The sequence below is a fragment of the Actinobaculum massiliense genome, assembly GCF_001457435.1.
Lineage (GTDB): Bacteria > Actinomycetota > Actinomycetes > Actinomycetales > Actinomycetaceae > Actinobaculum > Actinobaculum massiliense.
In genome coordinates, this window is the sequence record NZ_LN881716.1 from 153861 (window position 1) to 180192 (window position 26332).

23 protein-coding genes are annotated in these 26332 nt (G+C 61.4%); all 23 read right to left on the minus strand.

Annotated elements, in window-relative coordinates; translation table 11 throughout:
• Positions 1-93: 93 nt before the first annotated feature.
• The 23 genes from dnaE to dinB all read right to left on the minus strand — a co-directional run bounded on the left by dnaE (position 94) and on the right by dinB (position 26237).
• Positions 94-3627: a DNA polymerase III subunit alpha gene (gene dnaE, locus BN2664_RS00955; RefSeq protein ID WP_007000346.1), complete on the minus strand. Its 3534-nt coding sequence runs from the start codon at positions 3625-3627 to the stop codon at positions 94-96.
• 90 nt (positions 3628-3717) lie between these two features.
• Positions 3718-4332, minus strand: coding sequence for a GNAT family N-acetyltransferase (locus tag BN2664_RS00960; RefSeq protein ID WP_007000347.1), 615 nt, complete (start codon positions 4330-4332; stop codon positions 3718-3720).
• Positions 4329-5255: an RluA family pseudouridine synthase gene (locus BN2664_RS00965; RefSeq protein WP_007000348.1), complete on the minus strand. Its 927-nt coding sequence runs from the start codon at positions 5253-5255 to the stop codon at positions 4329-4331. Before BN2664_RS00965 ends, BN2664_RS00960 begins: the two co-directional genes overlap by 4 nt.
• On the minus strand, positions 5252-5806 hold the full coding sequence (gene lspA, locus BN2664_RS00970; protein WP_007000349.1) for a signal peptidase II: 555 nt from the start codon (positions 5804-5806) through the stop codon (positions 5252-5254). The genes BN2664_RS00965 and lspA overlap by 4 nt, the downstream gene beginning before the upstream one ends.
• A gap of 121 nt (positions 5807-5927) precedes the next feature.
• Positions 5928-6515, minus strand: coding sequence for a DivIVA domain-containing protein (locus BN2664_RS00975; protein WP_007000350.1), 588 nt, complete (start codon positions 6513-6515; stop codon positions 5928-5930).
• 136 nt (positions 6516-6651) lie between these two features.
• Positions 6652-6939, minus strand: coding sequence for a YggT family protein (locus tag BN2664_RS00980; protein WP_007000351.1), 288 nt, complete (start codon positions 6937-6939; stop codon positions 6652-6654).
• The gene (locus tag BN2664_RS00985; protein ID WP_007000352.1) at positions 6939-7349 is read right to left on the minus strand and encodes a cell division protein SepF; all 411 of its coding nucleotides are present in this window, start codon (positions 7347-7349) and stop codon (positions 6939-6941) included. The genes BN2664_RS00980 and BN2664_RS00985 overlap by 1 nt, the downstream gene beginning before the upstream one ends.
• A 55-nt stretch (positions 7350-7404) precedes the next feature.
• A complete protein-coding gene (locus BN2664_RS00990) occupies positions 7405-8214 on the minus strand; it encodes a purine nucleoside phosphorylase YfiH/LACC1 family protein (protein ID WP_007000353.1) in 810 nt (269 codons plus the stop codon).
• A gap of 3 nt (positions 8215-8217) precedes the next feature.
• Positions 8218-9435 (minus strand): cell division protein FtsZ, encoded by a 1218-nt coding sequence (gene ftsZ, locus BN2664_RS00995; RefSeq protein WP_007000354.1) that lies wholly within the window; start codon positions 9433-9435, stop codon positions 8218-8220.
• A 172-nt stretch (positions 9436-9607) separates the two neighbouring features.
• Positions 9608-10711, minus strand: coding sequence for a cell division protein FtsQ/DivIB (locus BN2664_RS01000; RefSeq protein WP_007000355.1), 1104 nt, complete (start codon positions 10709-10711; stop codon positions 9608-9610).
• Entirely contained in the window at positions 10708-12078 is a 1371-nt protein-coding gene (gene murC, locus BN2664_RS01005) for a UDP-N-acetylmuramate--L-alanine ligase (protein WP_007000356.1), read from the minus strand. Before murC ends, BN2664_RS01000 begins: the two co-directional genes overlap by 4 nt.
• Positions 12075-13187, minus strand: a complete 1113-nt coding sequence (gene murG, locus BN2664_RS01010) for an undecaprenyldiphospho-muramoylpentapeptide beta-N-acetylglucosaminyltransferase (RefSeq protein WP_007000357.1) — start codon at positions 13185-13187, stop codon at positions 12075-12077. Before murG ends, murC begins: the two co-directional genes overlap by 4 nt.
• Positions 13187-14392, minus strand: a complete 1206-nt coding sequence (locus BN2664_RS09320) for an FtsW/RodA/SpoVE family cell cycle protein (protein WP_007000358.1) — start codon at positions 14390-14392, stop codon at positions 13187-13189. Before BN2664_RS09320 ends, murG begins: the two co-directional genes overlap by 1 nt.
• A 138-nt stretch (positions 14393-14530) precedes the next feature.
• Positions 14531-16018 (minus strand): UDP-N-acetylmuramoyl-L-alanine--D-glutamate ligase, encoded by a 1488-nt coding sequence (gene murD, locus BN2664_RS01020; RefSeq protein ID WP_007000359.1) that lies wholly within the window; start codon positions 16016-16018, stop codon positions 14531-14533.
• Positions 16018-17103, minus strand: a complete 1086-nt coding sequence (mraY, locus tag BN2664_RS01025) for a phospho-N-acetylmuramoyl-pentapeptide-transferase (RefSeq protein ID WP_007000360.1) — start codon at positions 17101-17103, stop codon at positions 16018-16020. Before mraY ends, murD begins: the two co-directional genes overlap by 1 nt.
• Positions 17104-18498 carry a UDP-N-acetylmuramoyl-tripeptide--D-alanyl-D-alanine ligase gene (locus BN2664_RS01030; RefSeq protein ID WP_155856515.1) on the minus strand — a complete coding sequence of 465 codons (1395 nt, stop codon included), beginning with the start codon at positions 18496-18498 and terminating at the stop codon, positions 17104-17106.
• Between the two features lies 1 nt (position 18499).
• A complete protein-coding gene (locus BN2664_RS01035) occupies positions 18500-20152 on the minus strand; it encodes a Mur ligase family protein (protein WP_007000362.1) in 1653 nt (550 codons plus the stop codon).
• On the minus strand, positions 20149-22131 hold the full coding sequence (locus BN2664_RS01040) for a peptidoglycan D,D-transpeptidase FtsI family protein (RefSeq protein ID WP_007000363.1): 1983 nt from the start codon (positions 22129-22131) through the stop codon (positions 20149-20151). The genes BN2664_RS01035 and BN2664_RS01040 overlap by 4 nt, the downstream gene beginning before the upstream one ends.
• Positions 22132-22229: 98 nt before the next feature.
• Positions 22230-22703 carry a cell division protein FtsL gene (ftsL, locus tag BN2664_RS01045; protein ID WP_007000364.1) on the minus strand — a complete coding sequence of 158 codons (474 nt, stop codon included), beginning with the start codon at positions 22701-22703 and terminating at the stop codon, positions 22230-22232.
• On the minus strand, positions 22700-23686 hold the full coding sequence (gene rsmH, locus BN2664_RS01050; protein ID WP_007000365.1) for a 16S rRNA (cytosine(1402)-N(4))-methyltransferase RsmH: 987 nt from the start codon (positions 23684-23686) through the stop codon (positions 22700-22702). The genes ftsL and rsmH overlap by 4 nt, the downstream gene beginning before the upstream one ends.
• A 136-nt stretch (positions 23687-23822) precedes the next feature.
• Positions 23823-24254: a division/cell wall cluster transcriptional repressor MraZ gene (mraZ, locus tag BN2664_RS01055; RefSeq protein ID WP_007000366.1), complete on the minus strand. Its 432-nt coding sequence runs from the start codon at positions 24252-24254 to the stop codon at positions 23823-23825.
• A 236-nt stretch (positions 24255-24490) separates the two neighbouring features.
• Positions 24491-24907 carry a DUF3040 domain-containing protein gene (locus BN2664_RS01060; protein WP_007000367.1) on the minus strand — a complete coding sequence of 139 codons (417 nt, stop codon included), beginning with the start codon at positions 24905-24907 and terminating at the stop codon, positions 24491-24493.
• 79 nt (positions 24908-24986) lie between these two features.
• Positions 24987-26237 carry a DNA polymerase IV gene (dinB, locus tag BN2664_RS01065; protein ID WP_007000368.1) on the minus strand — a complete coding sequence of 417 codons (1251 nt, stop codon included), beginning with the start codon at positions 26235-26237 and terminating at the stop codon, positions 24987-24989.
• Positions 26238-26332: the final 95 nt, after the last annotated feature.

Genomic DNA, 26332 nt, shown 5'->3' on the forward strand with positions numbered 1-26332 from the left:
CCGGCGGGCTCGACCCACCCACCGGCTCAGGTTCCCTTCTCCACTGGCTCAGCTTCTTTTACCCACCGTCTCAGCTTCCCTTGCCTACCGACGCTAATTGAGCAAACAATTGCGGCCCAAGAGCACTCGGAGATCAGAGAACAGCGCGGCCACCGGCTTGACGTAGAACTTTTGCGCCACCTGGATTACGCTCGTTTTTCCGGGCTGGCGAATATGTAAACGCACGGGGGCGGACCCTGGATAGTTCGCAAAAATCATTTGCAGCCGGCTCATGAGCTCCGCAGTGCACATACGCTCACCCAGCTGCACGTCCACCGGAGCATCCGGCATAAGGTCATGCGAGGGCAGAGTCATCTCTTGCGCGGAAAGCTGGATGGAGCCGTCGCGATCGTTGACCCGGCAACGCACAATCGCCACCTGGTCTTGACTGAGGATTCCGGCCACTTGCTGGTAGGTGGCGGGGAAGAAGTTGATCTCGGCGGAGCCGGTGAGGTCCTCAAGGGTTACCTGCGCCCACATCCGCCCGTTCTTCTTGGAGATCCGGGTGCCAACGCTAGTAATCAGGCCGGCAATCGTCACCGAGGCGCCGTCGGGAACAGATTCCTGGTTCATAAGCTTGACCACCGTAGTATCGGCAGCGCGCTCAAGAATATGTTCCATATCGGAAAGCGGGTGATCGGAAACGTAAAGCCCCAGCATTTCCCTTTCGCGGTTGAGCTTTTCGCGCTTATCCCACTCGGGAATATCCGGGATGGTAACTTCCACCCCCTCCTCCACGGCGGTGCCGCCAAAGAGGTCAAATTGCCCCACAGCTTCGTTCTTTTTGAGACTCACCACCGAATCGACCGCTTCATCCACCCGGGAAAGTAGCGCCCGGCGACTGTATCCAAACGAATCGAAGGCGCCGGCCTTGACGAGCGATTCGATTGCCCGCTTATTGAGAACCGCGAGCGGCACCTTGTCAAGGAAGTCCTGGAAGGATTCAAACTTTCCCTTCTCTTCGCGCGCTGAAATGATCCCCTCAACAATGGGGAGACCCACGTTCTTCACGGCGGAAAGTCCGAAGCGGATCTCTTCCCCGGCCGCGGAGAAGTTCGCCTTCGACTCGTTGACGTCCGGCACCAGCACGCGAATTCCCATTCGCCGCGCCTCGCCCAAATAAAGCGAGAGCTTATCGCGATTATCTTTACGCGAGGTGAGGACCGCGGCCATGTACTCCACCGGATAGTGGGCTTTTAGCCACGCCGTCCACATGGAGATCACGCCGTAAGCGGCCGAGTGCGATTTGTTGAACGCGTAGGAGGCGAAGGGTTCCATCGTGCCCCACAGCTGTTTGACCGCATCCTTGGAATACCCGTTTTCAACCATTCCGGCTTCGAAGGAGACGTACATCTTGTCCATGACGTCTTTCTTCTTCTTACCCATGGCCTTGCGGAGGGAATCGGCTTGGCCCATGGTGAAGCCCGCAACCTTTCGGGCGATCTGCATGATCTGTTCCTGATAGACAATCAGACCGTAGGTGGGACCGAGAATCTCATGCAGCGGTTCATCAAGCTCGGGATGGATTGGCTCGATCTTCTGCAGGCCGTTCTTACGCAGGGCGTAGTTGGTATGCGAGTTCATGCCCATAGGGCCGGGCCGGTAGAGAGCCGAGACAGCGGAAATATCCTCAAAACCGGTGGGCTTCATTTGCTTGAGGAGCGTTCGCATTCCCGAACCGTCCAGCTGGAAGACTCCGAGTGTTTCACCGCGCTGAAGCAACTGCATCGTTTCGTTGTCTTCGACGTCGACCTCTTCAATGACCACCGGATCTTTACCGTTATCCACGATGTTTTCCAGCGCATCATCAATCGTCGTCAGGTTCGACAGCCCCAGGAAGTCCATTTTCAGAACTCCCAGTTCCTCGCAAAGCGGATATTCAAACTGGGTAATCACCGCGCCATCAGCTGGTCGCTTCATCAGTGGAATAACGTCCGTCAGCGTTACCGAGCTCATAAGCACCGCGCAGGCGTGGACGCCCCACTGCCGAGTCAGCCCCTCGATCCCCTGCGCGAGCTTGAAGACGCGCCGCGCATCAGGGTCTCCGTCCACCGCCTGGCGGAACTCGCCGGCTTCCCCGTAACGATCCGCCTTTTCGTCGTAGATCTCCGAAAGCTTGATGTCCTTGCCCATAATGGCGGGCGGGAGGGTTTTGGTGAGGCGGTCGCCCATTTCGTAGGGGTAGCCCAGCACGCGCGAGGCATCCTTAAGCGCCTGTTTGGTCTTAATGGTGCCGAAAGTGACCACTTGGGAAACCTTGTCGTGGCCGTACTTTTCCTCCACGTATTCGATCACTTCACCGCGCCGGCGTTCATCGAAGTCGACGTCGATATCGGGCATGGAGACTCGCTCAGGATTGAGGAATCGTTCGAAGAGCAAGCCGTGGCGGATGGGATCAAGCTCGGTAATACCCATGGAGTAGGCCACCATGGATCCGGCTCCCGAGCCACGCCCCGGTCCGACCCTAATACCGTGTTCGCGCGCCCAGCGGATGTAGTCAGCTACCACCAGGAAGTACCCCGGGTAGCCCATCTGGGTAATAACCCCTACCTCATAATCGGCGCGTTCCCGCACGTCTTGCGGGATCGTCTCGCCGTAGCGCCGATGCAACCCGCGCTCGACTTCCTTAATAAACCAGGAGGTAATATCCTCCCCCTCCGGTACCGGGAAGACGGGCATGTAGTTAGCGCCCTCATCGGCGGTGGTAAAGGAGACCTCTGCCCGCTCGGCGATAACGAGGGTGTTTTCCATTGCGCCCGGCAGGTCTCCGAAGAGGTCGTACATTTCCTGGGTGGAGCGCAGGTGATACCCGGTGCCGTCGAACTTGAAGCGGTTGGGATCTTGTAGCGTGGACCCCGAATTCACACAGAGCATGGCGTCCTGAATCGTGGAATCCTCGGCGCGCACGTAGTGCGAATCGTTGGTGGCGAGCAGCGGCGCATCAATTTTCTTCGCGAGCTCGAGGAGCTCGTTGCGCACCCGCCGTTCCACCGCATTGTCGTGGTCCATAACCTCCACGTAATAGTTTTCCTTGCCGAACAGATCCTGCATCCGCCCGGCCGCCTCCAGGGCCTCCTTGTGCTGCCCCAGACGCAACCGGGTCTGTACCTCGCCCGAGGGGCACCCCGCGGTGGCAATCAGACCCTCGTGGTACTGCTCCAGCAAATCCATATCCATGCGCGGCCACTTGCCCATTTGGCCTTCCAGCGAGGCGCGCGAGCCCATGCGGAAGAGGTTATGCATTCCGGTGTTGTTGTAGGAAAGCAGGGTGAGGTGCGTATATGCGCCGCGCGCGGAGACATCATCGGCGCGCTGTTCTTCTTTACCCCACAAAACTCGGTCGCTACCGAAGCGCGAAGTTCCCGGCGTCATATAGGCTTCGATACCAATAATCGGCTTGACCCCTTGCGCCTTGCACTCCTTATAGAACTCGTAGGCTCCAAAGAGATAACCGTGGTCGGTAATAGCTACCGCGCTTTGGCCCAGCCGTTTCGCCTCGGCCACTAGCCGCTTGATTTTCGCGGCACCGTCGAGCATTGAGTACTCGGTATGGACGTGCAGATGAGCAAAATCTTGTGGTGTGGCCATAGCTAGATCCTAATCAAACCGAACAAGTTTTCGAAGCGCCAAAACTCACCCGGCACTTCCTTGACAGGTGAGCGTGCGGAGTTTTGCCGCTTAGAGTTGGGGCAGGATCCTTTTGCACGCGTGGCGGTGGCGAATTCCGGCGTCAAGGAACTCCTCGCCCGTCACTTCGTATCCTAGGCTCCGATAGAAACTCGTCGCGGTAACCTGCGCCTCGAGTTCGACGACGATCCCGCGGCCCCGGTTCCACTCGTCCATTGCGGCCTGCTCAGCCGCACGCATGACCACGCGTCCTAGGCCCTCGCCGCGGTGTTCCTTCGCGACGGCGACGCGGCCAATATGAACCACCGGAATGTGTGCGGCATTTGCGCCCGTTCCCGAGTTTCCTTCGGCACGCGCGTTTGCGCCGGCCCCGAGGCTCGCATTGCCCTGGCCGTCGTCAGCACCAGTCCCGGCGCTCGTGTCGTCCTCGCCACCATCGACGCCGGGGCCGAGAACGCGGGCCGTAGCAAGCGGTTTGTTCCCGGAAAAAACCGTGACGTGTAGCGCGCGGCCGGGAGCGTCGAACTCATCCCATTCCCGCTGCGTGGGCACGCCCTGTTCGTCCACGAAAACCGCCCGGCGCAGATCTCGCGCCCGAGCAACCGGGCTGATATCAATTCGTCGAGGCGCGGAAGGGCCACTTCCGGCCAGCGTTTCCCTGCTCATTTGAAAACGCCGTCGCGCATGAGGCTGAGGGCACGGAGCAAATCTTCCGGATAGGGAGCGGAGAATTCCTTCCAGCTTCCGTCCGGGTGCTCAAATCCTAGAGTTTTAGCGTGAAGCCACTGGCGATTTAGGCCGAGCGCGCTGGAGAGATGAGGGTCAGCGCCGTAGGTTTCATCGCCCACGCAAGGGTGGTTGAGCGCCGCCATATGGACCCTAATCTGATGGGTGCGGCCGGTTTCCAAATGCACCTCGAGCAGGGTACCGCCGGCCATGGCTTCCAGGGTGTCGTAGTGAGTGACGGAGTGGCGCCCTCCCTCGCGAACCGCCATTTTCCACTGGTGACGTCGATCGCGCTTAATGGGCGCATCAATTGTGCCGGAGAGCGGATCGGGATGCCCCTGCACCACCGCGTGATAAATCTTGCGCGGGATTCGGTCATGGAACTCGCGCTTGAGGAGCGCGTAGGCGCGCTCGGATTTAGCAACCACCATGCATCCGCTGGTGCCCACATCGAGCCGATGGACGATACCGTGGCGTTCGGGCGGCCCAGATTTCGCTACCGGAATCCCCGCTTCCCGCAAGGCACCCAGCACATCGGGACCCTCAAAATTGAGAGAGGGATGGGCGGCAAGGCCGGCCGGCTTGTCGATAACCACCACATCGGCGTCCTCGTAGAGAATCGGTAGCTTGGGACCGCCTCCTATAGGCTCAACCTTTTTCGGTTCGGGAAGATTGACCTCCACCACCTGGCCATCCGTGACGTGGTCGGACTTTGCGGCGACGCGTCCATCAATTGCCACCTCGCCCGCATCGGCAATTTTCGCGATGGCAGAACGCGATAGACCAGTCAAACGCGCGAGTACGGCATCCACGCGTTCACCGTCAAACTGCTCGTGAATCAGATAGATCCGGTGCTCGCTCATTGGTCCTCCGCTGAGCTCTCCGGACTCGCCGCCTCGCTATCCGGATGGGGCCGCAAGGCCTGCAGAAGCAGGATCCCGACTCCTACCACAATCGCTATATCGGCAACGTTTCCAACGAACCAGTTCGCGTAGGCTATGAAATCGACGACGTGCCCGGCCAGGGCGCCGGGCGGGAAGAAGATCCGGTCAATGAGATTGCCAATCGCTCCGCCCCAAATGGCACTAATACCAATACGGCTGAGCGTGGACAGGCGCCGCGTAAGCATCCAGGGGATAATTCCCAGGCACACGATGAGGGCAAAAATGGTGATAAGCCTGGTAGCTCCGCTCCCCAAAGACAGCGCCGCCCCCGGGTTAAAAACGAGCTGGAATCCGAGGAAATCGCCCAGGATATCCACCCGCTTGCCGGGCTGAAGCGAAGTCCTGGCCAGATATTTGGTGAGGTGGTCCGCGGCCACAATCAGCGCGGCGGTGAGGATTGGACCCGCCCATACTCGCGCCGCTTTTTCGGTTGCGCCCAGCTTTTCTTCAAGCTCAGAGCCGTGAGGCATCGTCCCTCCTCTTTTTCTCAAACCCCGTTCCCTGCGGTCGTATCGCTCAGCGCGTACTCTTCGCGCCAAGCGCGCATGAAAAGCGGCGGCCTACCCTTGAGGCCGCCGCTTTGCACACGTGTTAGTTATTCTGCTCGGGCTCCTGCGCACCGGCCTCGACATTGCCGAGGAGCGACTCGAGGTAGCTCTTCAGGCGAGTGCGGTAATCGCGCTCGAAATCGCGCAACTCGGAGATCTTGCGCTCCACCAGGCCGCGCTCCTGCTCGAGGTTCGCCAGCGTGCGGTTGGACTGCGCCTCCGCATCGGAGACGATCTTCGCGCTCTTCGCCTTGGCTTCGCCAACCAGCTGATCCGATTCGGACTGGCCGCGAGCAACCAGCTGCTCGTAGGTTTCCTGCGCCATCTGCAACACCGCAGCGGCGGAGGTGCCGGCCTGCTGGGCCGATGCCTGGTTACCGAACGAAGCGGTTGAGGCCGCCTGATCCGGGGCCGCAACCTCGGGCTGAGCCGGCTCGCCAACCTGCGAAGCGCGAGCTTCGGCAATCTTTGCGCGATTCTCGGCGTCGTCACGAGCAACGGTCAGCTCGCGGATGGTCTCCGCGACTTCGTCAAGGAAGAAATCTACTTCGTCCTCGTCATAACCCGTCTCAACGCTTGTGGGCCGCTTAAAGCGGATGTTTAGAACGTCTTGTTCCGTGAGCAACGCCATTCCTCACCTCTGAAGTATTTGTACAACCAATTTTGCCCGGGGACGTGGCCCCATAGGGAAAAGATTACCCGATAATCCTAGCGCTAGCGGGTTACCTTTGATCCACATTTCAAAAAACGATTGCCGGGCGGCAATGCTAGAAGACCCGGATAATGATCGAGTTGAGGATCTGCAACCCGATGAAAAGCACAATGAACCCGATATCCATCGACAGTCCGCCCAAGCGCAAGGGAGGGATGAATCTTCCCAGGAAACGTAGCGGCGGATCCGTCAGCCGGTACACCACGTTCATGAGCACTAGGAGAAAACCGCTCGGACGCCAGTCACGGGCGGTAATTGCGACGAGATCGACGATCACCCGAGCAACGAGGACCAGCAAGTAGAGCTGGATAATCGCGGAAAGGACGGTCCCGATAATCGACATTAGAATCCCGTGGTAGACCGGCCAGGCTCTTCTTCCATGCGAACCGAACGCGGCGTGAGAAGCAGAACGTCTTCCGAAATCTGCGAAACCTCGCCGTGCAAGCCAAAGGTTAGGCCGGAAGCGAAGTCGGAGACGCGGTTGCGCGATTCAGGCTTGGTATCCACCAGGTTGAGGATCACCGGGAAGCCATCGCGGAACTTCTCCGCAAAACCGCGAATATCCGAGAAGTCACGCGGCTTAGCGGTGACGATTCGAGCGATATCCGCGGAGGACTCCACGGCGCGAATAGGAGTCGCGTCTTCTTCGAAGTCCCCTTCGGCGTCGTCGTAGTATTCGTCGGCGTCGTACTCGTCGAGATACTCATCATCGTTAAGCGTCGCCTTATTGACGATTCGCTGAAACATTCCCATTGCTTGCCCTTTCGCAGTTGCCTGAGTTCAAAGTTATGTGAGGACGCGTCCGTTTTCACCGAGGTGAAGCTGGCGTGTCGCTTTGTTCTTCTTTTTCGACGACGATCACCCCGGCAAATCTTCCCGTTGCCGGTTTCTCTGGCCCTCCGGCCACCGAGCGCGTAGCACGCCGGTAGGAATAAAGCGCGGAATCTTCCATTGTGCATCGCTCATCAATATGAACCGACCGCACATTGTGAAGATCGCTGAGCTGCGCTCGCAAGCCTGCCCGCAGGTCCAGGGCCGGAGTTCCCCACCGTGAGACGGCGGCGGTTGGCGCCAGTACTGAGGCCGATTCCTCCGCCATCTGCGCGCTCACCTCGTAGCAGCTCCCGCAAATACAGGGCCCGGCATAGACATCCACCAGGCCGCCAACACGCTCAACCGCGGCCGGCACGATTCCGGATAGAAGCCCGCGTCGGCCGGCATGCACCGCGGCCGCCGCGGGGCGCTCAGCGCTCACGATCAGCACCGGGATACAGTCCGCCACCATTACGCAGGCCGCGGCGCGGGAGGGCGCCCCGACCTGCGCAAGATCCACGATTAGTCCGTCGGTGGTGGGTGCGGCAAAGCTCTTGTCAGCGATATACGGAAGCGCCGAGCGGAGGGTAGCCGAGTGCACCTGATCCATATAGACCGGGCGCACCCCGATTTCCTCCGCCAGAGCCTTTCGGTTCTCCTCGACGGCGCTCCGTTCGTCACCCACGTGGTGGCCCAAGTTCAGCCCCGCGTAGTTTCCCACGGACACTCCCCCGGACCGGTCGGTAAAACCCGCCCGGATGGAGCCGCCAGCAACTTCTTGCTGGCGCACCCAGCCAATGGGCACGGCCTAGTTTTCCTCAAACAGGAAGGAGGGAATATCCAGATCGTTCCGGCGCGGTTCTTCCACGCGGCGCGGCAAGCGCTGCTCGTAGCGATCCGCATTTTCCTGCTGGGCGTGCTGGGCACCCGCTACCGGATGCGCGGGGCTAGCCACGGTTTCGGGGATCGACGCCGGCACGGCGTCATACTCCACCGATTCGGGAACCTCTACCTGCTCCGGCACGCTCACCGGCTGCGCCTGCACCGGCGCGGCTGGGGCGTTGGAGAGCAGATGATCCTGCTGCTCGTCGAAACCGGCGGCGATCACCGTTACGCGAACTTCGTCGCCCAGCGACTCGTCCAGAATCTGGCCAATAATAATGTTCGCGTTCGGATCCACGGATTCCTTGACCAGCTTCGACGCCTTCGCCAGTTCCTTGATTCCGAAGTTCTCGCCGGCCTGGAAGCTGAGGAGCACCCCGTGCGCACCGTCGATCTTCGCTTCCAGAAGCGGGGAAGCAATCGCGTTTTCGGTAGCGCGTAGCGCGCGATCCTCGCCGGAAGAAATACCAATGCCCATCAGCGCGGTCCCGGCATCCTTCATAATCGCCTTGACATCAGCAAAGTCGAGGTTGACCAGGCCGGGGGTGGTAATGAGGTCGGAAATACCCTTTACGCCCGAACGAAGCACCTCATCGGCGAGGTTGTAGGCCTCGATAGCCGTTAGGTCTTCTTCGGTAATATCCAAAAGCCGATCGTTGGGGATCACGATCAGCGTGTCGACTGCCTTGCGCAGTTCCGCGATGCCCTCTTCGGCGTTGCGGGCGCGCTGAGCCCCCTCAAACTCGAAGGGTCGAGTGACGACGCCGACCGTCAAAGCCCCCGCGTCGCGGGCAATTTTCGCCACTACCGGAGCGGCTCCAGTACCGGTTCCGCCGCCTTCTCCGGCCGTCACGAACACCATATCGGCACCTTCGACGGCGGACTCGAGAACATCAATGTTCTCTTCGGCCGCCCGCTTGCCGACCGAAGGATCGGCCCCCGCGCCCAGGCCGTTTGAAACATCGCGCCCAATATCGAGCTTGGTTTCCGCCTCGGACTTAATGAGCGACTGCGCGTCGGTATTAACCGCAATAAACTCCACGCCTGCCAGGCCATCTTGGATCATGCGATCGATGGCGTTGACTCCACCACCGCCTACGCCGATCACCTTGATTTCGGCGGCATTGTGATTTGTAACCGTCATGTGCTTTCCTCCCGAACCTCAAGTAGTGCTTGAGGTTTTACGCCTCTGACTTCGCGCAAAAGATAGAGGGCAAATTACAAGGATGCAATTCCCTCGCCAGGGTGTGTTGTACATGACACACATCACACGGTGCGGGGCCGCAGATCAAGGGCGTAGCCAGCTCGCCAGAGAGCTACTTCACCACCGCCGCAGAGGGCTCGGAAATGTCATAGACCGTGCCCGGTTGCCCCAGTAATACCCGCAGAACCTGGGCTTTCATCTGGGGTCTTGAGGCGTCTCCCCATTTGACCGTTTTCCCGCCCGCGATTTTCAGAACAACGTGGTTTGAATTCTCGAGTTGCACGCTTTCCACTTGGGCGCGGATATCCGCATCGAGCGCGCTGAGAACCTCCAGGGCGTTTTCCACTCCCTGCCCACCGGCTCCCGGCGCGGCTCCAATTCGGGGCAGGCTGGCCTTCGTTTCCTCCGTAACGCGCAGGGGGTTACCCTCACGGTCAACCGGCGAACACTCTCCGCCCGCGCCCATGCAGACAACCGCTTCGCGCATCTGCACTTGAATATCTATCCCGCGCGGCCAGTTCTTCTCCACCTGCACCTGGCTGACCTCGGGGATCACCGAGCTAATGTAATCCCCCACCGCGGCGCCAGAAATTCGGGTCAGGGGCCTACCGGCAAAAGCCGCGGCAACATCAGCCACTTCCTCATTTGTGACGATCGCGCCCTCGGGGACACCGGTGACGGTAATCTTTTCGGCCTGCAACGCGAGGAGGGGGCTAAAGAACACCGCCCAAACCACCAGCAGGATTCCGAGTGCCCCGCCTCCTACCCGCGCCAGACGCGTGAGGCGCATCCGTCGTTTCTCGTTTTTTCGCTCTTTGCGCCGCTCCTGAATATCGGCCGCTTCGTGGGCTGAGCCAGCCGTCCGAGCCGAAGCTCCCGAAAACATTTGCGCGCTGGAGGCAGATAAATCCGCCACTTCGAAAATGGCGTCGTCGTACGTTACCGGAGCGGTGGGAGCGGTAGGTGATACCCGCCGCTCAACCTCGCTCCCTTTGGCGCGCCGGCGCTGAGAATTCCCGGGTCTGCGCGGTAATTTTGCGTGCCGGCGCGTAGCGTTCGCGCCCTCGCGCGCCGCCTCTGCGCCCGCACGCGAGGAATTCTCCTCACCTGATTCTGCGCGCTTTTGCGCGGCGTCCGGAAGCCTCGATCCACTAGCGGGCCTGCCTACCGCGCGCGGGTTGAGGTTTCGACGGCGATTCTCGCTGGGTTGCCTCACCGCTGCGCTCCAAAACGGGCGCCGAGACGGTCAAGGACCTCCGGGCCCAGCTCTGTCACGTCCCCCGCACCCATGGTGAGTAGCAAATCGCCCGGGTTGGCCGCGTCGGCTAATGTGCAGGCGGCCTGGTGGCGGTCAGCGATAAATTGCGCCGCGGCGCCGTCCATGAGATTGGTAATGAGGTTCCCCTCGATCCCGTCAAAGGGGTCTTCGCGGGCCCCGTAAACGCTAGTAACAATCGCCTCATCGGCCAGGGCTAAGGCCTCCGCAAATTCCGCCGCAAAATTACGCGTTCGCGAGTACAGATGCGGCTGGAAAAGCACGCGCACCGCCCCGCTCGTCTTTTCGCGCGCGGCCCGCAGAGTAGCCGCTACCTCGGTGGGGTGGTGGGCGTAGTCATCGTAAACCTCAACCCCGCCACACTGCCCGCGTAGCTCAAACCGGCGGCCCGTCCCCGTAAAAGATTCCAGCCCGCGCGCCATTTGCGCGGGGTCGATTCCCAGGTCGACGCCGGTAAGCCAGGCCCCTGCCGCATTGAGCTCGTTATGTGCTCCCGGCACCCGCAAACTAAATTCTGCCCCGACCTCGGGTGTCAGTTCCACCTGGCAGTTGCCGTGGCCGCGCAATAGCGCGTGCTGGCTTACGCCGCTGACGGCTTCGCCGCGACCGTAGCTAGCCACGCGGATTCCCTCCCGCGCGGCTTGCTCTCCTAGGCGCCGAGCTCCGGCGTCGTCGGCACACACTACGAGCAAACCTCCCGGAACAATGCGGTGAGCAAATTCGACGAAAGCTGCTTCGAAAGCCTCGCGAGTGCCGTAATGGTCGAGGTGATCTGGCTCCACATTGGTCACCAGGGCCACGCGCGGATGGTAATTGAGGAAGGAGGCGTCGGATTCGTCCGCTTCGGCAACCAACACGCGGCCGGCTCCCAAATGTCCGCCGCTCCCGTGGTCGCGAACGCTCCCGCCAATTGCCCAGGAGGGATCGGCCCCGGCTTCTTGCAGGGCCACCGCCAGCATGGCAGAGGTGGTGGTTTTGCCGTGCGCCCCGGCGACCCCAATGAAATCCCGCTCCCCGGCGGCAAAGGCCAGCGCCTGGGAACGATGCAGGATTTTCTGGCCACGCTCGCGCGCGATGCGTAGTTCCGGGTTTTCCGGCCTAATGGCGGTGGAATGGACGACGATCGCGTTCGCGGGAACGTTACCGGCCGCCTGGCCAATAAAAATCTTCGCGCCGGCGCGCTCAAGATCGCGCGTATTTGCTGATTCCTTAGCGTCAGAACCGGAAACCTCGTGGCCTTCGGCAAGCAAAAGCGCCGCGACCACGGACATTCCCGCTCCGCCAATGCCAATGAGATGGAAGTTCACCGTGCCTGCTCCCCCACGTTCTCGATGAGGTCCGCCAGCCGGGCGGCGCCGTCCGGCGGGCTGACTTGCCGGGAGGCTTCTGACATTTCGCTCAGGCGTTGCGGATTCTTGGTGAGTTCAGCGGCAATGCGCGCGGCGCGGGAATCGAATTCATCGTTTTCCACCAGCATTGCGCCGCCAGCTGCCACCACATCGGCGGCGTTTTTTGCTTGTTCGCCGTTGCCGACGGCCAACGGTACGAAAATTGCGGGCACACCCAGGGCGGACACCTCCGCCACGGTTCCGGCTCCGGCGCGGCAAATAACCAGGTCCGCCGCCGCGTAGGCGCGATCCATCTCGTTGAGGTAATCGAGCACGTGATAATGCGTCAGAGCATGAGTTGCGGCGCGAACGGGTTCGTCTTTGCCTTTGCCGGTCAGATGGAGCACCTGCACTCCCAGACCATCAATGTCTTTAGCCGCTTCTGCCAGCACCTCGTTGACGTGCTGAGCTCCCAGCGAGCCGCCAGTTACCAGCAGCGTGGGAAGCTCGGGGTCGAGCCCGAGCTGGGCTGCAGCCACCCGCCGGCGCGACGGCCGGTCTAAATCGCGCGCTAAATCAGCCACAGCCTCCCGCAACGGCAAGCCGACGGTCACGGTTTGCCCGCGCCGCGCCCGCAGCGGAGTAGACGGGAAGGTGAGAGCAACGGCTGCCGCCTTGCGCGCACCGAACTTATTGGCCATTCCGGGCAGGGCGTTCTGCTCGTGGATAACCACCGGGATGCCCAGCTTGGAGGCGGCCTGGTAAATCGGCGTCGACGCGTAACCACCAAAACCCACCGCAACCTGGGCACCAGTCCGGCGCAAAATCTCCTCGCTTTTCTTGACCGCCCGCGGAAAACGCACCGGGAAGCGAAGCGCCTCCAAATTGGGGCGGCGCGGGAAGGGGACGCGCGGAATAACCTCCAGCTCAAAGCCGGCTTCCGGCACGAATTCTGCCTCCATGCCTTCTTTGGTGCCCACCACGGTTACCTCGTGGCCGCGGGCGCGAAGTTCGTTGGCGGTGGCCAACAGGGGGTTCACATGACCGGCGGTGCCCCCGCCCGCTAATAGAACACGAAGCTGCTCCACTATCCTCTCCTCACCACTGCCTTCACTCGCTTTGCCAAGGACCCGCGTTGCTGGAATGAATCCCGCACGCCGTCCACCGAGAGCGCCGCGGAAGCCGCCAGCCCCACGGCAAGTAAACAGGAAATAATCGATGATCCGCCCTGGCTCATAAACGGCAGGGGAACACCGAAGACCGGTAAAAGCGATGTTACAACCATCATGTTCGCCACCGCTTGCCCGCACAGCCACAGCGCGATGCCACCGGTGACGAGGCGGCCGAAGCGAGAGGGGTGGTACAGGCAAATGCGGATGAGTGAGATGCCCAGGAGCACGAACATAATAATGACGACGGCGCATCCGAAGAATCCGAGTTCTTCACCGACGACGGCGAAGATAAAGTCGGTTTGGGCCTCGGCGAGGTTTCCGGGCCATTTCTCGATGCCCGTGCCCAAGCCCGAACCGCTCAGGCCGCCCGACCCAAATGCCCACAGGGCGTAATCGGATTGGGACGGGGTGCCGCCACTGGGCATGGTGAAGATGTTTTGGAAGAAATCCTCCACGCGCGCCAAACGCGAGGGGCTGATCGCTACCAGGGCGGCCGCGCCCACGGCGCCGGAGGCGCCGGCCCAACCGAAGAAGCGAAGCGGGAATCCCGCCTGCCAAAACATCCCGGCGGCAATAAGCGCAAAAATAAGCGCGGTTCCCATATCGCGCCCAATCACCACCAGGCCCACCGCGGCGAGGAAGATACCGATGGGAACGAACCACTCGCGGATATCGCCGGCCAGTTTCTTGCGGATTTGCAAAAGCGCGGTGGCGAGCATAACGATCATGGCGAGCTTGAGGAATTCGGAGGGCTGAATGCGCACCGGGCCAAATTCCACCCAGTTACGGTTTCCAGCCACGGTGACGCCGAGCGGGGTGAAAACCGCCAATTGCAGAGCCATGCCCAGCCCGAAGATCCATTTGGCGCGGTGGCGGTACAGCCCCAGCGGGAGCTTCGAAACCATCCAGGCCAGAACCACGCCCACCAAGGCGTAGAAAATCTGCATATACACGCCGCGGAATGTGTTGCTCGCTCCCGCGTAGGCGCTTCGCACCGCGCCCGGGGTAACCGCGGAAAAGACCATAATCAAACCGAGGACCGTCAAAATGGCGGTGGAAATTCCCAGGGTGAGGAGCGACTGACGCATCACGTTGCGCACGTTCTCATCAACTCGTGCCATATTTCCTCCCCTTGCGATCGTGCTCATTCTGCCAAGCCGGCGCCTCGTTTCAGTGGCGGCGCGCCGGGCCAGCGCCCCGCCGGGCGCGCCTGGCCGGGCGCGACGGGAAACGCTGGGCGCTCCCCCACCCTTTCACTCCTAGATTTCGCGGGCGAATGCTTCCCCGCGGTCCGCATAGGAACTGAACTGGTCCATGGACGCGGCCGCCGGTGCGAGGAGCACCGTGTCGCCCGGTTGGGCGAGGGCGCGTGCCTGGGCTAGCGCATCGTGCATGGGCTGGCTGGCCGACGGCGAAACGTAGTGCACCGGGATATCGAGGGAGTCGAGGGCCTCATGCCATTCGGCTTGCTGCGTACCAATCACCACTACCGCGCGCAGGCGAGATTCCACCTCGCGCACCAAGTTCACGAAATGCGCACCCTTGGGCTGGCCTCCCGCAATCCACACCACAGTGCCGTTGGCCTGGGCCAAAAGTGAGGCCCGCGCCGCGTGCGCGTTCGTTGCTTTGGAATCATCGATATAGCGCACGCCATCTTTTTCCGCCACGATCTCAATGCGGTGTTTGCCCGGAACCATTGAACGCAAGCCGCTACGCACGCTTTCGGGGGAAATCCCAATGGCGCGGGTCAGCGCGGTGGCCGCCAGGGCATCGGCGAGGATATGGCCGGGAACCGACCCGCCGCCCGGCGCCAGTTGCGCCAGATCTGCGAGCTCAAAGAGCTCAGTAGCAGCTTCCCAGCGGTTATCTTCATAGGCCCGGTCAACCACAACGCCGTCGACCACGCCGATCTGGCCCACCTCGGGAACCCCCTGGGTATAGCCAATGGCGCGGGCACCGTCCACCACGTCTGCCCCGTCCACCATGTTTTGAACGCTCTTGTCCCCCACCGGATAGACGGCGGCTACGCGCACCGAGTGATACACCCGCGATTTGGCTCGCCAATACGATTCGCGATCGGTATGCCACTCCAGGTGGTCGTCATCGATATTCAGGCACACCGCGGCGTGCGGCTCGGCGGTGGAGGTGGTGCGAAGCTGGAAGCTCGAAAGCTCCAGGGCGAGGGCGCGCGGAGATGCCGCGTCGGTGCGCACCGATTCGGTAATAGCCGGATTGCCTACGTTGCCCACCGGGCGTCCGCCCAGGCCCGCCTGCCCCAAAATATGGGCGGCCATGGTGACCGTGGTGGTCTTTCCGTTCGTACCGGTGACCGCCAGCCAGGGTGCCCAGCGCCCCTCGCTATCGACGGCGCGCAAACGCCACGCCATTTCAATTTCTGATGCGAGCTCAATATTCGCCGCCTGAGCGGAGGTAAAGAGCGGAGAAGTTTCGCGGATGGCCGGCGCCGGGATGATGATATCCGGCCGCCAGCGTAACACCTTGTCCGCCAGCTCCTCGGCGTCGGCATCGGATCCTGCGGTGGCGAGCGGGTAGCCCGTCACCGAGGCGAGTTTCGAGATATCGGAATCCCACGCTGAGACCTGTGCTCCCGTGATCCGGGTGAGAGCCTCGATAGCGGCTAAGCCCGATTTGCCCAGACCGACGACGGCGATGCGCCGATCCTCGAGTTCTGCAGCTCCCGGGTTTGAAAGGGATTGGGTGTCAACGGGGAAAAGAGAATTATCCATTACTGCATCGCCAACCATTCGGCGTAAAAGACTCCAACTCCTAGGCAGGCGCACAGCGCCTGGATCAACCAAAAACGCACGGTGACGGTGATTTCATTCCATCCTTTGAGCTCAAAGTGATGGTGCACGGGTGCCATGCGGAACACCCGTTTCCGGGTTAGTTTGAATGCCGAAATCTGGATGACGTCCGAGATAATTTCGAACAGGAAAAGCCCGCCCAGCAAAATCGCCAAGAACTGCGTGTGGGTCAAAATCGAGAGGCCGGCGAAAGTACCGCCCAGCGCGAGGGAACCGGTATCCCCCATAAAGATTTGCGCGGGGTTGGTGTTCCACCACAGGAACCCAATCGCCGCTCCCACTACGGCCACCGCAATAATCGCCATATCGCGCGGATCGCGCACCGTATAGCAACCCGGCGCAGCGTCCACCACTCCCAGGCAGGCGTGGTTGGACTGCCAGAGAGCCACCCCGGTGTAGGCACCAAACGCGATAGCGCTCGCACCCGAGGCGAGTCCGTCGAGTCCGTCGGTGAGGTTGACGGCGTTAGACCAGGCGGTGAGGAGGAAGTTCGCCCAGATAACAAACAGGATGAGGGCTCCAATACCTCCCGCGAAAGCTAAGTCAAACCCGGTCTCGCGCACGAAGGAGAAAGAGGTAGAAGCCGGAGTTCGCCCGTGCTCATCGGGGAAAAGAAGAACTAAAATCGACCAGCTGACCCCAACAACCGCGAGTCCGGCGATCTTTGCCCAGGGGGTAAGCCCCAGCGATTGCTTCTTCCTGATTTTGGTGAAGTCGTCGGCGAATCCCACCGCGCCCATGCCAACCATAAGGAAGATTAGGAGCAGGCCGGAGATGCCCGGCACCCGCCCGGTTGCCACATTCGCCACCGCGTATCCGAGCAGTACCGCCAAGATAATCATGACTCCGCCCATGGTGGGCGTACCGCGTTTGGTGAGGTGCGAGGTGGGGCCGTCTTGCCGAATGAACTGACCAAAGTGCTGAGACACCAGGAACTTGATGAAAAGGGGGGTGCCGAGAAGCGTTACGAGAAGCGAGACCGCGAATGCGACGAGTAGCGCGAGCATTTACCCCTCCTTGATGAGTTGATCAGCTAACTTCCATACCCCCGAGCCGTTCGAGCCCTTGAGCAAGATGGCGTCGCCGGCCTTGAGCATACCGCGAAGCACCCGCTGTGCGCCCTCGGTATCTCCACCTTCGTGAATATCAATACCCAAATCCTTTGCCGCGCTTGCCAGCGGCCGGGTCTCTTCACCCACCGTAATAAGCACGTCCACTCCCGCCTCGCTGAGCTCCGGGGCGAGCGCGGCATGCTCGGTCGCTGATTGTTCGCCGAGCTCGAGCATGGAGCCGAGCACCGCGATTTTCCTGCGGCCTTTACCCAGGCGCCCCAGGGCAGATATCCCGGCCCGCATGGAATCCGGATTGGCGTTGTAGGAATCATCAATCACGAGGAATTTGCCCTTGCGCACATCCATACGATGCGGCGAAGCGGCTTCGTGTGCCAATCCCGCCTCGATCCCGTCTAGATCAACACCCAGGGCCAGGCTTGCGGCCGCGGCAGCGAGCGCGTTGGACACCTGGTGGCGGCCCACCAGCCCAAGCGTGACGTCTCGCTCCCCACTAGGCGTATGCAGGCAGAAGGAAGCGCGGTCGGCGGCGTCGACCTCGGTATCAACCGCGCGCACAGAGGCGGTTTCCTTCCCGCTCGCGGAGAAAGTCAGCACCTCCCCATCGGTGAGGCGGGCCATGGCGCCAACGCGCGGATCGTCGGCATTGAGGACGGCAATCCCGCCGGTGGCAAGGCCGGTGACGAGTTCGGATTTTGCCCGCGCCACATTTTCAATACCGCCAAAAACGCCCAGGTGAGCGCGCGCTACAACCAGAACTACGGCAACGTCCGGAGGCGCGATGGAGGTCAGGTAGGCGATATTCCCAATCCGGTCCGCGCCCATCTCCGCTACCAGGGTCGCGGTTTTTGGTCCTACCCGCAAAACCGTCAGCGGCAGGCCGATTTCGTTATTGAGCGAGCCGGGCGGGGCCACAAGTTCCCCGCGCTGCGCCAATATCGCGGCCAGCAGGTCTTTCGTCGTCGTCTTGCCAACGCTTCCGGTCACCGCGACCACCCGCAAATCGGGGTTGACCTCACGCGCTATGCGCAGGTTCTCCCGCGCGAGTTTGCCCAGCGCAACCGTTACATCCTCGACGGCGATAATCCGGCTCGGGTCCGCCCCGGCGGCCTCAGCCACCTTGGGATCGGCGGTCAAAATACCCGCCGCACCGGCTTCGATAGCCTGCCCGGCGAGGGTAGACCCGTCAATTCGGGCACCCTTAAGCGCGGCAAAGATAAATCCGGGCTCAATCTCCCGAGTATCCCTCACCACCCCGCTCGCCACAGCTCGCTCGCCGCCGGCGGCGCGCAGTTGGCCGCCCGCTGCCGCAGCAACTTGCTCGAGCGTCATTTCAATCACGGGTGATCTCCCCCTGCTTTTCTTCCGCTACTTTTTCGGCTTTTCCACGCGGCGTACCGCCCTGTTCAGCCTCTTGCCGCACGGCTATGGCCCGGCGCGCTTCAACCCTGTCATCTAGATCAACTTCACCGCCGCGCATGGGTTGTTTCGTTTCGTGACCGCGCCCGGCAAGCAAAACGGTATCGTCTGGAGCCGCCTGCGCAATGGCTTGCGCAATAGCCTGGCGCCGGTCCGCAATCTCAATAACGCGCGCCGTTCCCCGCGCAGTTCCACGAAGCAGATCGCGCCGAATCCCGTCCGGATCCTCATCGTGTGGATCGTCGTCGGTGATATAAACCAAATCGGCCGCCTTTGCCACTGCCTCGCCCATGGCGGGGCGTTTATCGGCGTCGCGCTCTCCGGCCGAGCCTGTAAGCACAATCAGGCGCCCGCGCGTGGTGGAGGTAAGCGCTCCCATGGCATTTTCTAGCGCCGCCGTATTATGCGCGAAATCCACAATCACGCGCGGATAATCTGAAAGAACTTCCATCCGGCCAGGTACCACCGGATCGATCTTCCCGTTCGTGGCGCGCGCAAGTTCGCCCAGCTCAACCCCGGATTCCGCCACCATGACGAGAGCCAGCGCAAGGTTCTGGATATTAAATGACCCCGGCAGGTTGGTGCTGAAGCTTGCTTCTTCGCCTCCCGGCGCACGCAGCGTAAAACTGGTGCGAACTCCCGGCCGCACCTCGCTCACGCGCCACAGCGGTACCCCCGCGAAAATCGCGGCCTTCCCCTCGCCCGCGGTGTTGCCAGAGCCGGCTGTATCCCTCGCGCTATTCGCGGCGCCGGCCGCATCACCCCCGCCGCGCGCCGCCTCGCTTACCCGAAGCGCCACGACGGGAACTTGCGCCTCTCCGACCAGCTTCTCTCCCCAGGCGTCGTCGATACAGACAACTCCGCGAGCGCAGCGCGCCGGCGTAAAGAGGGAGCGTTTGGCGGCGTAGTAATTCTCCATGGTCTTATGGAAATCCAAGTGATCTTGGGTGAGGTTGGTGAACCCGGCTACCGAAAAGCAAATGGGATCCGTGCGTCCCTGCGCCAGGGCGTGGGAGGAAACCTCCATAACCAAACTGTCTCCGCCCCAGTCCGCGTGCTCGCGAAGCAATCGCTGCAGGTCCGCCGGCATGGGGGTAGTGAGGGTGGCCGGAACGGTGCGCCCGGCGAGGCGTAGTTCGACGGTGCCAATCAGTGCCGGTTTCCGCTTCAGAGCGCGTAGCAGGTAGTCAATGATGTACGCCGTCGTCGTTTTACCGTTGGTTCCCGTCACCCCGAAGGAGCGCAGGGAACGCGCCGGCTCGCCATAAATACGCGCCGCCACGAGTCCCAGCTCAGCCGCCGGATCATCCATCACCACGCACGTCTCGGCCAGCCCTGCCTCGTCGGCCTGCTTCAGGCCAGCGGCGTCGGTAAGAATCGCCACCGCGCCCGCTGCCACCGCAGCACCCGCGAATTTGGCGCCGTGCACGTGTTCTCCAGGTAGCGCGGCAAACAAATCACCGGGAACTACCCGGCGAGAATTCGCGGTGACGCCACAAAGAAGCGGATCTGCCTCCGGCACGACGTGAACCTGTAGATCCTCCACCGCTTCACTCAATCGAATCATTTCTGCTTCCCCATTTCCCACTGGTACCACGGGTACTTGAAGAGCGGCACCTCCGAGGGTGGAATCCCGAGCTGGCGAGTGGCGAATTCCGTAACTTCCTTGAAAACCGGTGCCGCGGTGGTGCCGCCGTAGCCAGCTCCCGCGCCGCCATAAACGGTCACGGCAATCGCAATTTGCGGATTTTCCGCCGGCACAACGCCAATGAAGGTACCCACGCGCCTGGTGAGGTTGCCGTTTTTGTCGGGTACCTGAGCGGTACCCGTTTTGCCCGCCACGTTGTAGCCTTCCACGCGCGCCATCCAGCCCGTGGAGCCGGGTTGCGTGACGCCCTGCATCATGTTGAGCATGGTCTGCGCCGACTCTTCGGAAATCACCCGATGTGACTCGCCGGGAACCGTGGCCACCTCGTTGCCGTGCTCATCAGTTACCGAGTCAATAATGTGGATCGGCATATACACTCCGCCGTTGCCGATGGTTGCGGCAATCTGCCCCATCTGCAAGGTGGTGGCCGCCCAGCCCTGACCGAACATGGTGGTGTAGCGGGTGCGGTTATCCCAGGTGGACGGGTCGCGCAGAATGCCCGCTGACTCCGCGGGAAGCTCAATACCGGTGGGGCTACCAATTCCAAATGCGCGCATATAGCCATAGCGCGTGGAATCCTGCACCGTATCACCAATCTGAATGAGCCCGGTGTTGTACGAAAGCGCCATAATGCCGGCAACCGTCATCCCCTGGGTGGAGTGCGGATCGTTGTCCGAAATCGTTTCCCCGTTGGGCATGGTGATCCGATCGGGCACCGTAAAAGTGGTGAGCGGGTTGACGGCGCCTTGATCGATTGCGGCGGAGAAGGTCGGAATCTTTCCCGTCGAACCCGGTTCTACCGGCGCCTGCACCGCGCGCGAGCCCCAGTTGGACGGGTCGGTTTCCTTCAAATTCGAAGGATCGGGGGAATTAGAGTCCGCCAGCGCCAGTACGCGTCCGGTGCCGATTTCAATGACGACGGCGGAGCCCCACTGCGCACTATTGGCGGCAACAGATCGATCGAGCGCCTCCATCAGGGAGTTTTGCAAATCCCGATCAATGGTGAGCCGCACGTCGCGCCCATTGACGGGCTCAACTCGGTTCGCGGTTCCATTGGGTACGACGGCGCCGCCCCCGGCCGTTTGCACGGTGTACGAACCGTCCACCCCGGCCAAGACATCTTCCTGACTGCGCTCAATGCCGGCCTGGCCTACCGCATTCGGGTTTTGCGCCGTCTCGCCCACGTAGCCAATAATGTTCCCGGCCACCGGCCCATTGGGATAATCCCGCTTCATGTACTGCTCGGGTTCAATCCCCGGGATCTGTAGCGCGGAAATCGTGCGCCAGGTTTCGGGGGAAATATCTTTGGCGATATAGGCGAAGGTGGTTTTTTCTTCCCCGCCCAGTAGCGTGCCGCCCAGCTGGGCGCGATCGAGCCCCAGAATCGGGGCCAGCACCTTCGCCGCCTCAGCCGCGCCGGTTCCCGCCACGACCGGATCGCCGGCCGCATCGCGAATAAGGTGACCGTCCTCGTCGGTCTTGTAGTGCACATATTCACCAATAAGTTTTTGGTTGACGCCCACGTTGTAGCGCTCGACCGACGTAGCAAGCACCGATCCCGATGAATCCTTTATATCGCCGCGCTCGGCGTGCAGGGTATAGGTGCGGGTGCGGAAAGCATCGGCGGAGGCTGCTAGCCCGTCGCTACGCAAGAACTGCAGATCGAAAAGTCTGACTGCCAGGAGGGCAATGCAGAGCAGAAAGGCGATAATGAGGAGCTTGGTGCGGCTGTGAAACATCGCCGTATCCCCGCTGGCACTCGCCCGTCTACGGGCTAAAACGCGGCGCACGTCAAATCGTTGTGATTTCTGCTTGCCGTCTTTGTTGCCGTTACGTTTGCCGTCGCGGCGCGGGTGGCGGCTGGATGCGGATTCTCCGTTATTACGGCTTTCGTCCATTCGCTGCCACCTCCCAGATCTGTTTCATCGCGCCGCCTAGACTTTACCGCGAGGAGCGCCCGCCGGGGCGCGTCCTTGCGATTTCACACGTTTCCAGGCTAATTCGCCGTCGCCGCCTGGGCCTTGTGGAATGCATCCTTAGCGGCCTGCTCGGCAACCTGGCCAGCCTCCGTCTTCGCGAACGGAGTCACGACCTGCCCGGTGGCCAGATCAATGTGTTGCACGTTGGTAGCCGGTACGAGCCCGAGCTCCTCGGCACGTTTCTGCAGACCGTCGGGGGTTGAGGCCGCCACAACCTGATCTTTCACCGCCGCCTCGTGCGCCGAAGCCACCGCCATCTGCTGCTGCACCGAGCGAATTTCGTAAGCGGTTCCGACCATGGAGGTATTGAGAACGAACACCGTGGCAAATGACCCGAAGAATAGCGTCACGCACAGCAGGACGGTGCTCATGAACCCGCGCCGGGGTGCGGGGGTGGGAACCACCGTCAAACGGGGCCGACCGTCAATGACGCGCCGCCGCTCCGACTCCTGCTTTGATGCTGCCTCCATTTTGTGGGCTAGTTGGCTCACCGGGCACCTCCTTCGCGGATTTTTTCCGCCGCGCGCAGGCGAACGGAAGCCGAACGAGAATTCGCTTCGATCTCGGCTGCTGTTGCTTTTCGCGCTCCTCGGGTGAGGAGACGCAAAATGGGCTGATGGTCTTCAAGTTCAACGGGTAGGCCGGGTGGCGTGGTCGACGTCGCCCCCTGCGCCAGCGCGTGTTTGACGAGCCGGTCTTCCAGAGACTGATAGGACTCGATAACGATCCGGCCACCCACGCGCAAGGAGTGAATTGCCGCCGGAAGCGCCTTTTCCAGGCTCCCTAACTCGTCGTTAACGGCCACTCGCAGGGCTTGGAAAGTCCGCTTCGCCGGATTACCTCCGGTGCGCCGAGCCGGAGCCGGAATCGACTCCCGCACTATCTCCACCAGCTCACCGGTGCGGGTCAGCGGTTCGGTTTCGCGCCGGCGCACAATTGCTTTAGCGATCCGCGAGGCGAATTTTTCCTCCCCGTACCGCTTCAAAATTTGGGCGATGGTGTGCTCGGGCTCCTCGGCCAGAAGATCGGCCGCGGTACGCCCCGCGCTCTGGTTCATCCGCATATCCAGCGGAGCGTCGTGCGCATAGGAGAAACCTCGTTGCGCTTTATCGAGTTGCAGGGAGGAAACTCCCAAATCCATCAGGATTCCATCTACTTTTCCACCCGCGTGTTCCGCGGCGACGTCCCCCACCTCGTCGTAAACAGCGTTGACGGGGATGAAGCGCTGGCCAAACCGGGCCAGGCGTTCTTGCGCCAGACGAATGGCCTCGGGATCGCGATCGATGCCAATCACGGTGAGGTTTTCAAAGCGCTCAAGAGCCGCCTCGCTATGCCCACCCATTCCCAGCGTGCAGTCAATTAGCACCGGGGTCTCCAACTCAGAGAATGCGGGAGCGAGCAAATCTAGGCATACGTCAGGAAGCACCGGCTGGTGCAAGGCGTTATCGGCAGCGCGTGCCTCCTGGTCGCCCATCTGTTCCTCCTGCGTATATTCCTCGGGAAAGATCCCCTTCGCGATGTTCTGAAGCTGGGGAATTGCCTCAGACCCTCGCGAAGAAGATCCCCTCCGAGGAAGAAACCTCTCCCGTACGGCTGGCCGCGGCCAACGATTAGAAGAGGCCTGGAATGACCTCGTCCTCTCGATCAGCGAACGCCGACTCCTGTTCGTCCAAGTAGTCGGACCACGCCCCCGCGTCCCAAATTTCAACCCGGTTTCCGGTTCCAATCACCGCCAAATCGCGCTCAAGCCCCGCGTACTTGCGGAGCATGGCGGGAATCGTGATTCTCCCCTGCTTATCCGGTAGCTCGTCCACGGCGCCAGAAAGCATGACTCGCGTATACGAACGCGCTTCCTTTGACGTGAGCGGAGCCTTGGCCAAGGTTTCCTGCATCTGCTCGAATTCCTGGATTGGAAACACGTAGATGCAATGTTCCTGGCCGCGCGTCATCACCAACCCACCCTGGAGCTGGTTGCGGAACTTGGATGGCAGGATGATCCTCCCTTTCTCGTCGAGCTTCGGCTCATACGTTCCAAGGAACATCCCGCACCCCCTTCCCTATGGCGCTTCCTCCACAATACTCCACTTTGCTCCACAAGCATCTCAAATTAGCCGTGTCCTGGCAAGAAAATAGCAGAATTTCGGGATTTTCTGGGGTGGAGTGATCTTGCAGATGAAATCCGACTGCGGGCGCGTTTGCGGGCACAAAAAAGACGAGGCCGATAAGCCTCGCCATTCTTTGTATATTTTGGCGGCGGCACCGCCGCCTCGCGTTTTAGCTAGTCACGCCCGCGCCCGTTTCCGAAATCGCGCCGGCGCTTTTCCCATTCCTCGGCTTGGCGGGCCATAAAACCCTTCTTCTTGCCGTCTGACTGGGATTTCTTAGGTGAGGCACCGGAGCTGACGGAAACCTTTTCGGTGGTTACCCCCGCCAGCGCGTACCACACTCCTCCAAACATGACGACGACGCCGATCGCGGACATCCACAGCATATTGGCCGCAACTCCACCAATAAGGAGCGCAACCCCTCCCACCAGCGCCAAGAGACCGAGCACCAGATGCCGGATCGACAGCTGCCGGGTAACCGTCTCATGGACGGGTGCGGGTTTCATATTGCGCGCGAAGTTCGGATCTTCATCCGCGAGCTGTGCTTCGAGCTCCTCGAGCATCTTGCGCTCGTAGTCGGACAGCGCCATGGGGCCTCCTTACAGAAAATCTCGTCTCATACTACCGTGAACCGGGGCCCAGGCCATAGAGGATTAGCCCACGCGCCGCTTAAATGCTCGGCCCGCCGCGATCTCCCCGGTGCTCGTCAGCCGGTTTCTTGAGGAGACTCGCCGGCCCCAGCGCGCCACTGCCGAATTTCTTGACGACGGCATCCATTGCCGTCTCCGCATCCTGCCGGCGGGCGTCGTCGTCGAACGCGAGCTGAATATTGGCACCCGCGGGCGCCAGCTGCTCCACCCGCAAGCCCAGCAAACGCAAGCCAGGATCGGGAATATCAATTCGATCCAGCAGGCCGCGCGCCCGGTCGTAAATATCCTGCGCCACCTGGGTTGGCTGATCGAAACTCGCCGAGCGCGTAATCGTGGTGAAATCCGCGAAACGGACCTTAATCGAGACCGTTCGGCCGGCCAAATGCGCCTCGCGCAGCCGCCGCGCTGAATCGTGAGCTTGATCCAGGAGCACGGCGTGAAGGCACTGCCGATCGGCCACGTGCTCAAAGAATGTCTCTTCGCGGCCCACCGATTTTTCCTCCCGCTCGGTCTGCACCGGCCGCTCGTCAATCCCCATGGCCAGGCGATAAAGGTGGCTACCGGCCGCGCGTCCGAGCACGCGCACCAGGCGCGCCTCGCCAAGATTCGCCATATCACCGACGGTGGCAACACCTTCTCGGTCCAGCTTTTCTAGCGTGCGCGAACCCACTCCCCACATCACTCCCACCGGAAGTGAATGAAGGAACGGGAGCGTCTGATCCGCAGAAATAAGCATCCAGCCGTCCGGCTTCGCCTGCGCGGAGGCAATTTTCGCCACGTGCTTGGTAGCGGCAATACCGATGGAAGCCGGAACATTTTCTTGCTGGCGAATTCTCCTTCGAATGAGCTTCGCAATCTCAACCGGTGAACCAAAAATTCTGCGAGCGCCAACCACGTCGAGGAAGGCTTCATCAACCGAAACCTGTTCAATCCGAGGAGTGATGTCTCGTAAAATCGCCATAATTCGCCGCGAAACGTCCCGGTACTTCGCCCCGCGGACGGGCAACATAATCAATTGTGGGCATTTCTTGTATGCCTGCCCCACCGGCATAGCGGAATTCACGCCGTATTCGCGCGCCTCATAGGACGCCGCGGCCACCACGCCCCGCTCCTTGCCGCCCACCGCTACGGGCTTTCCACGCAGCTCGGGATGATCAAGCAACTCCACGGAGACAAAAAACGCGTCCATATCCACGTGGAGGATCGGGGTGCCGCTATCATCGGTGCCCCACGAGTGGCGCGCGCTGCGAACCCTTGGTCCCCTTGACATCTCCCCTCCTTCGCCCGCGGAATCGGTGGCCCTCTCGTAGGATACGGCACCGCTCCGACACGCGAACCGGGCGGCCCTACCTACCCGGGTGAGCC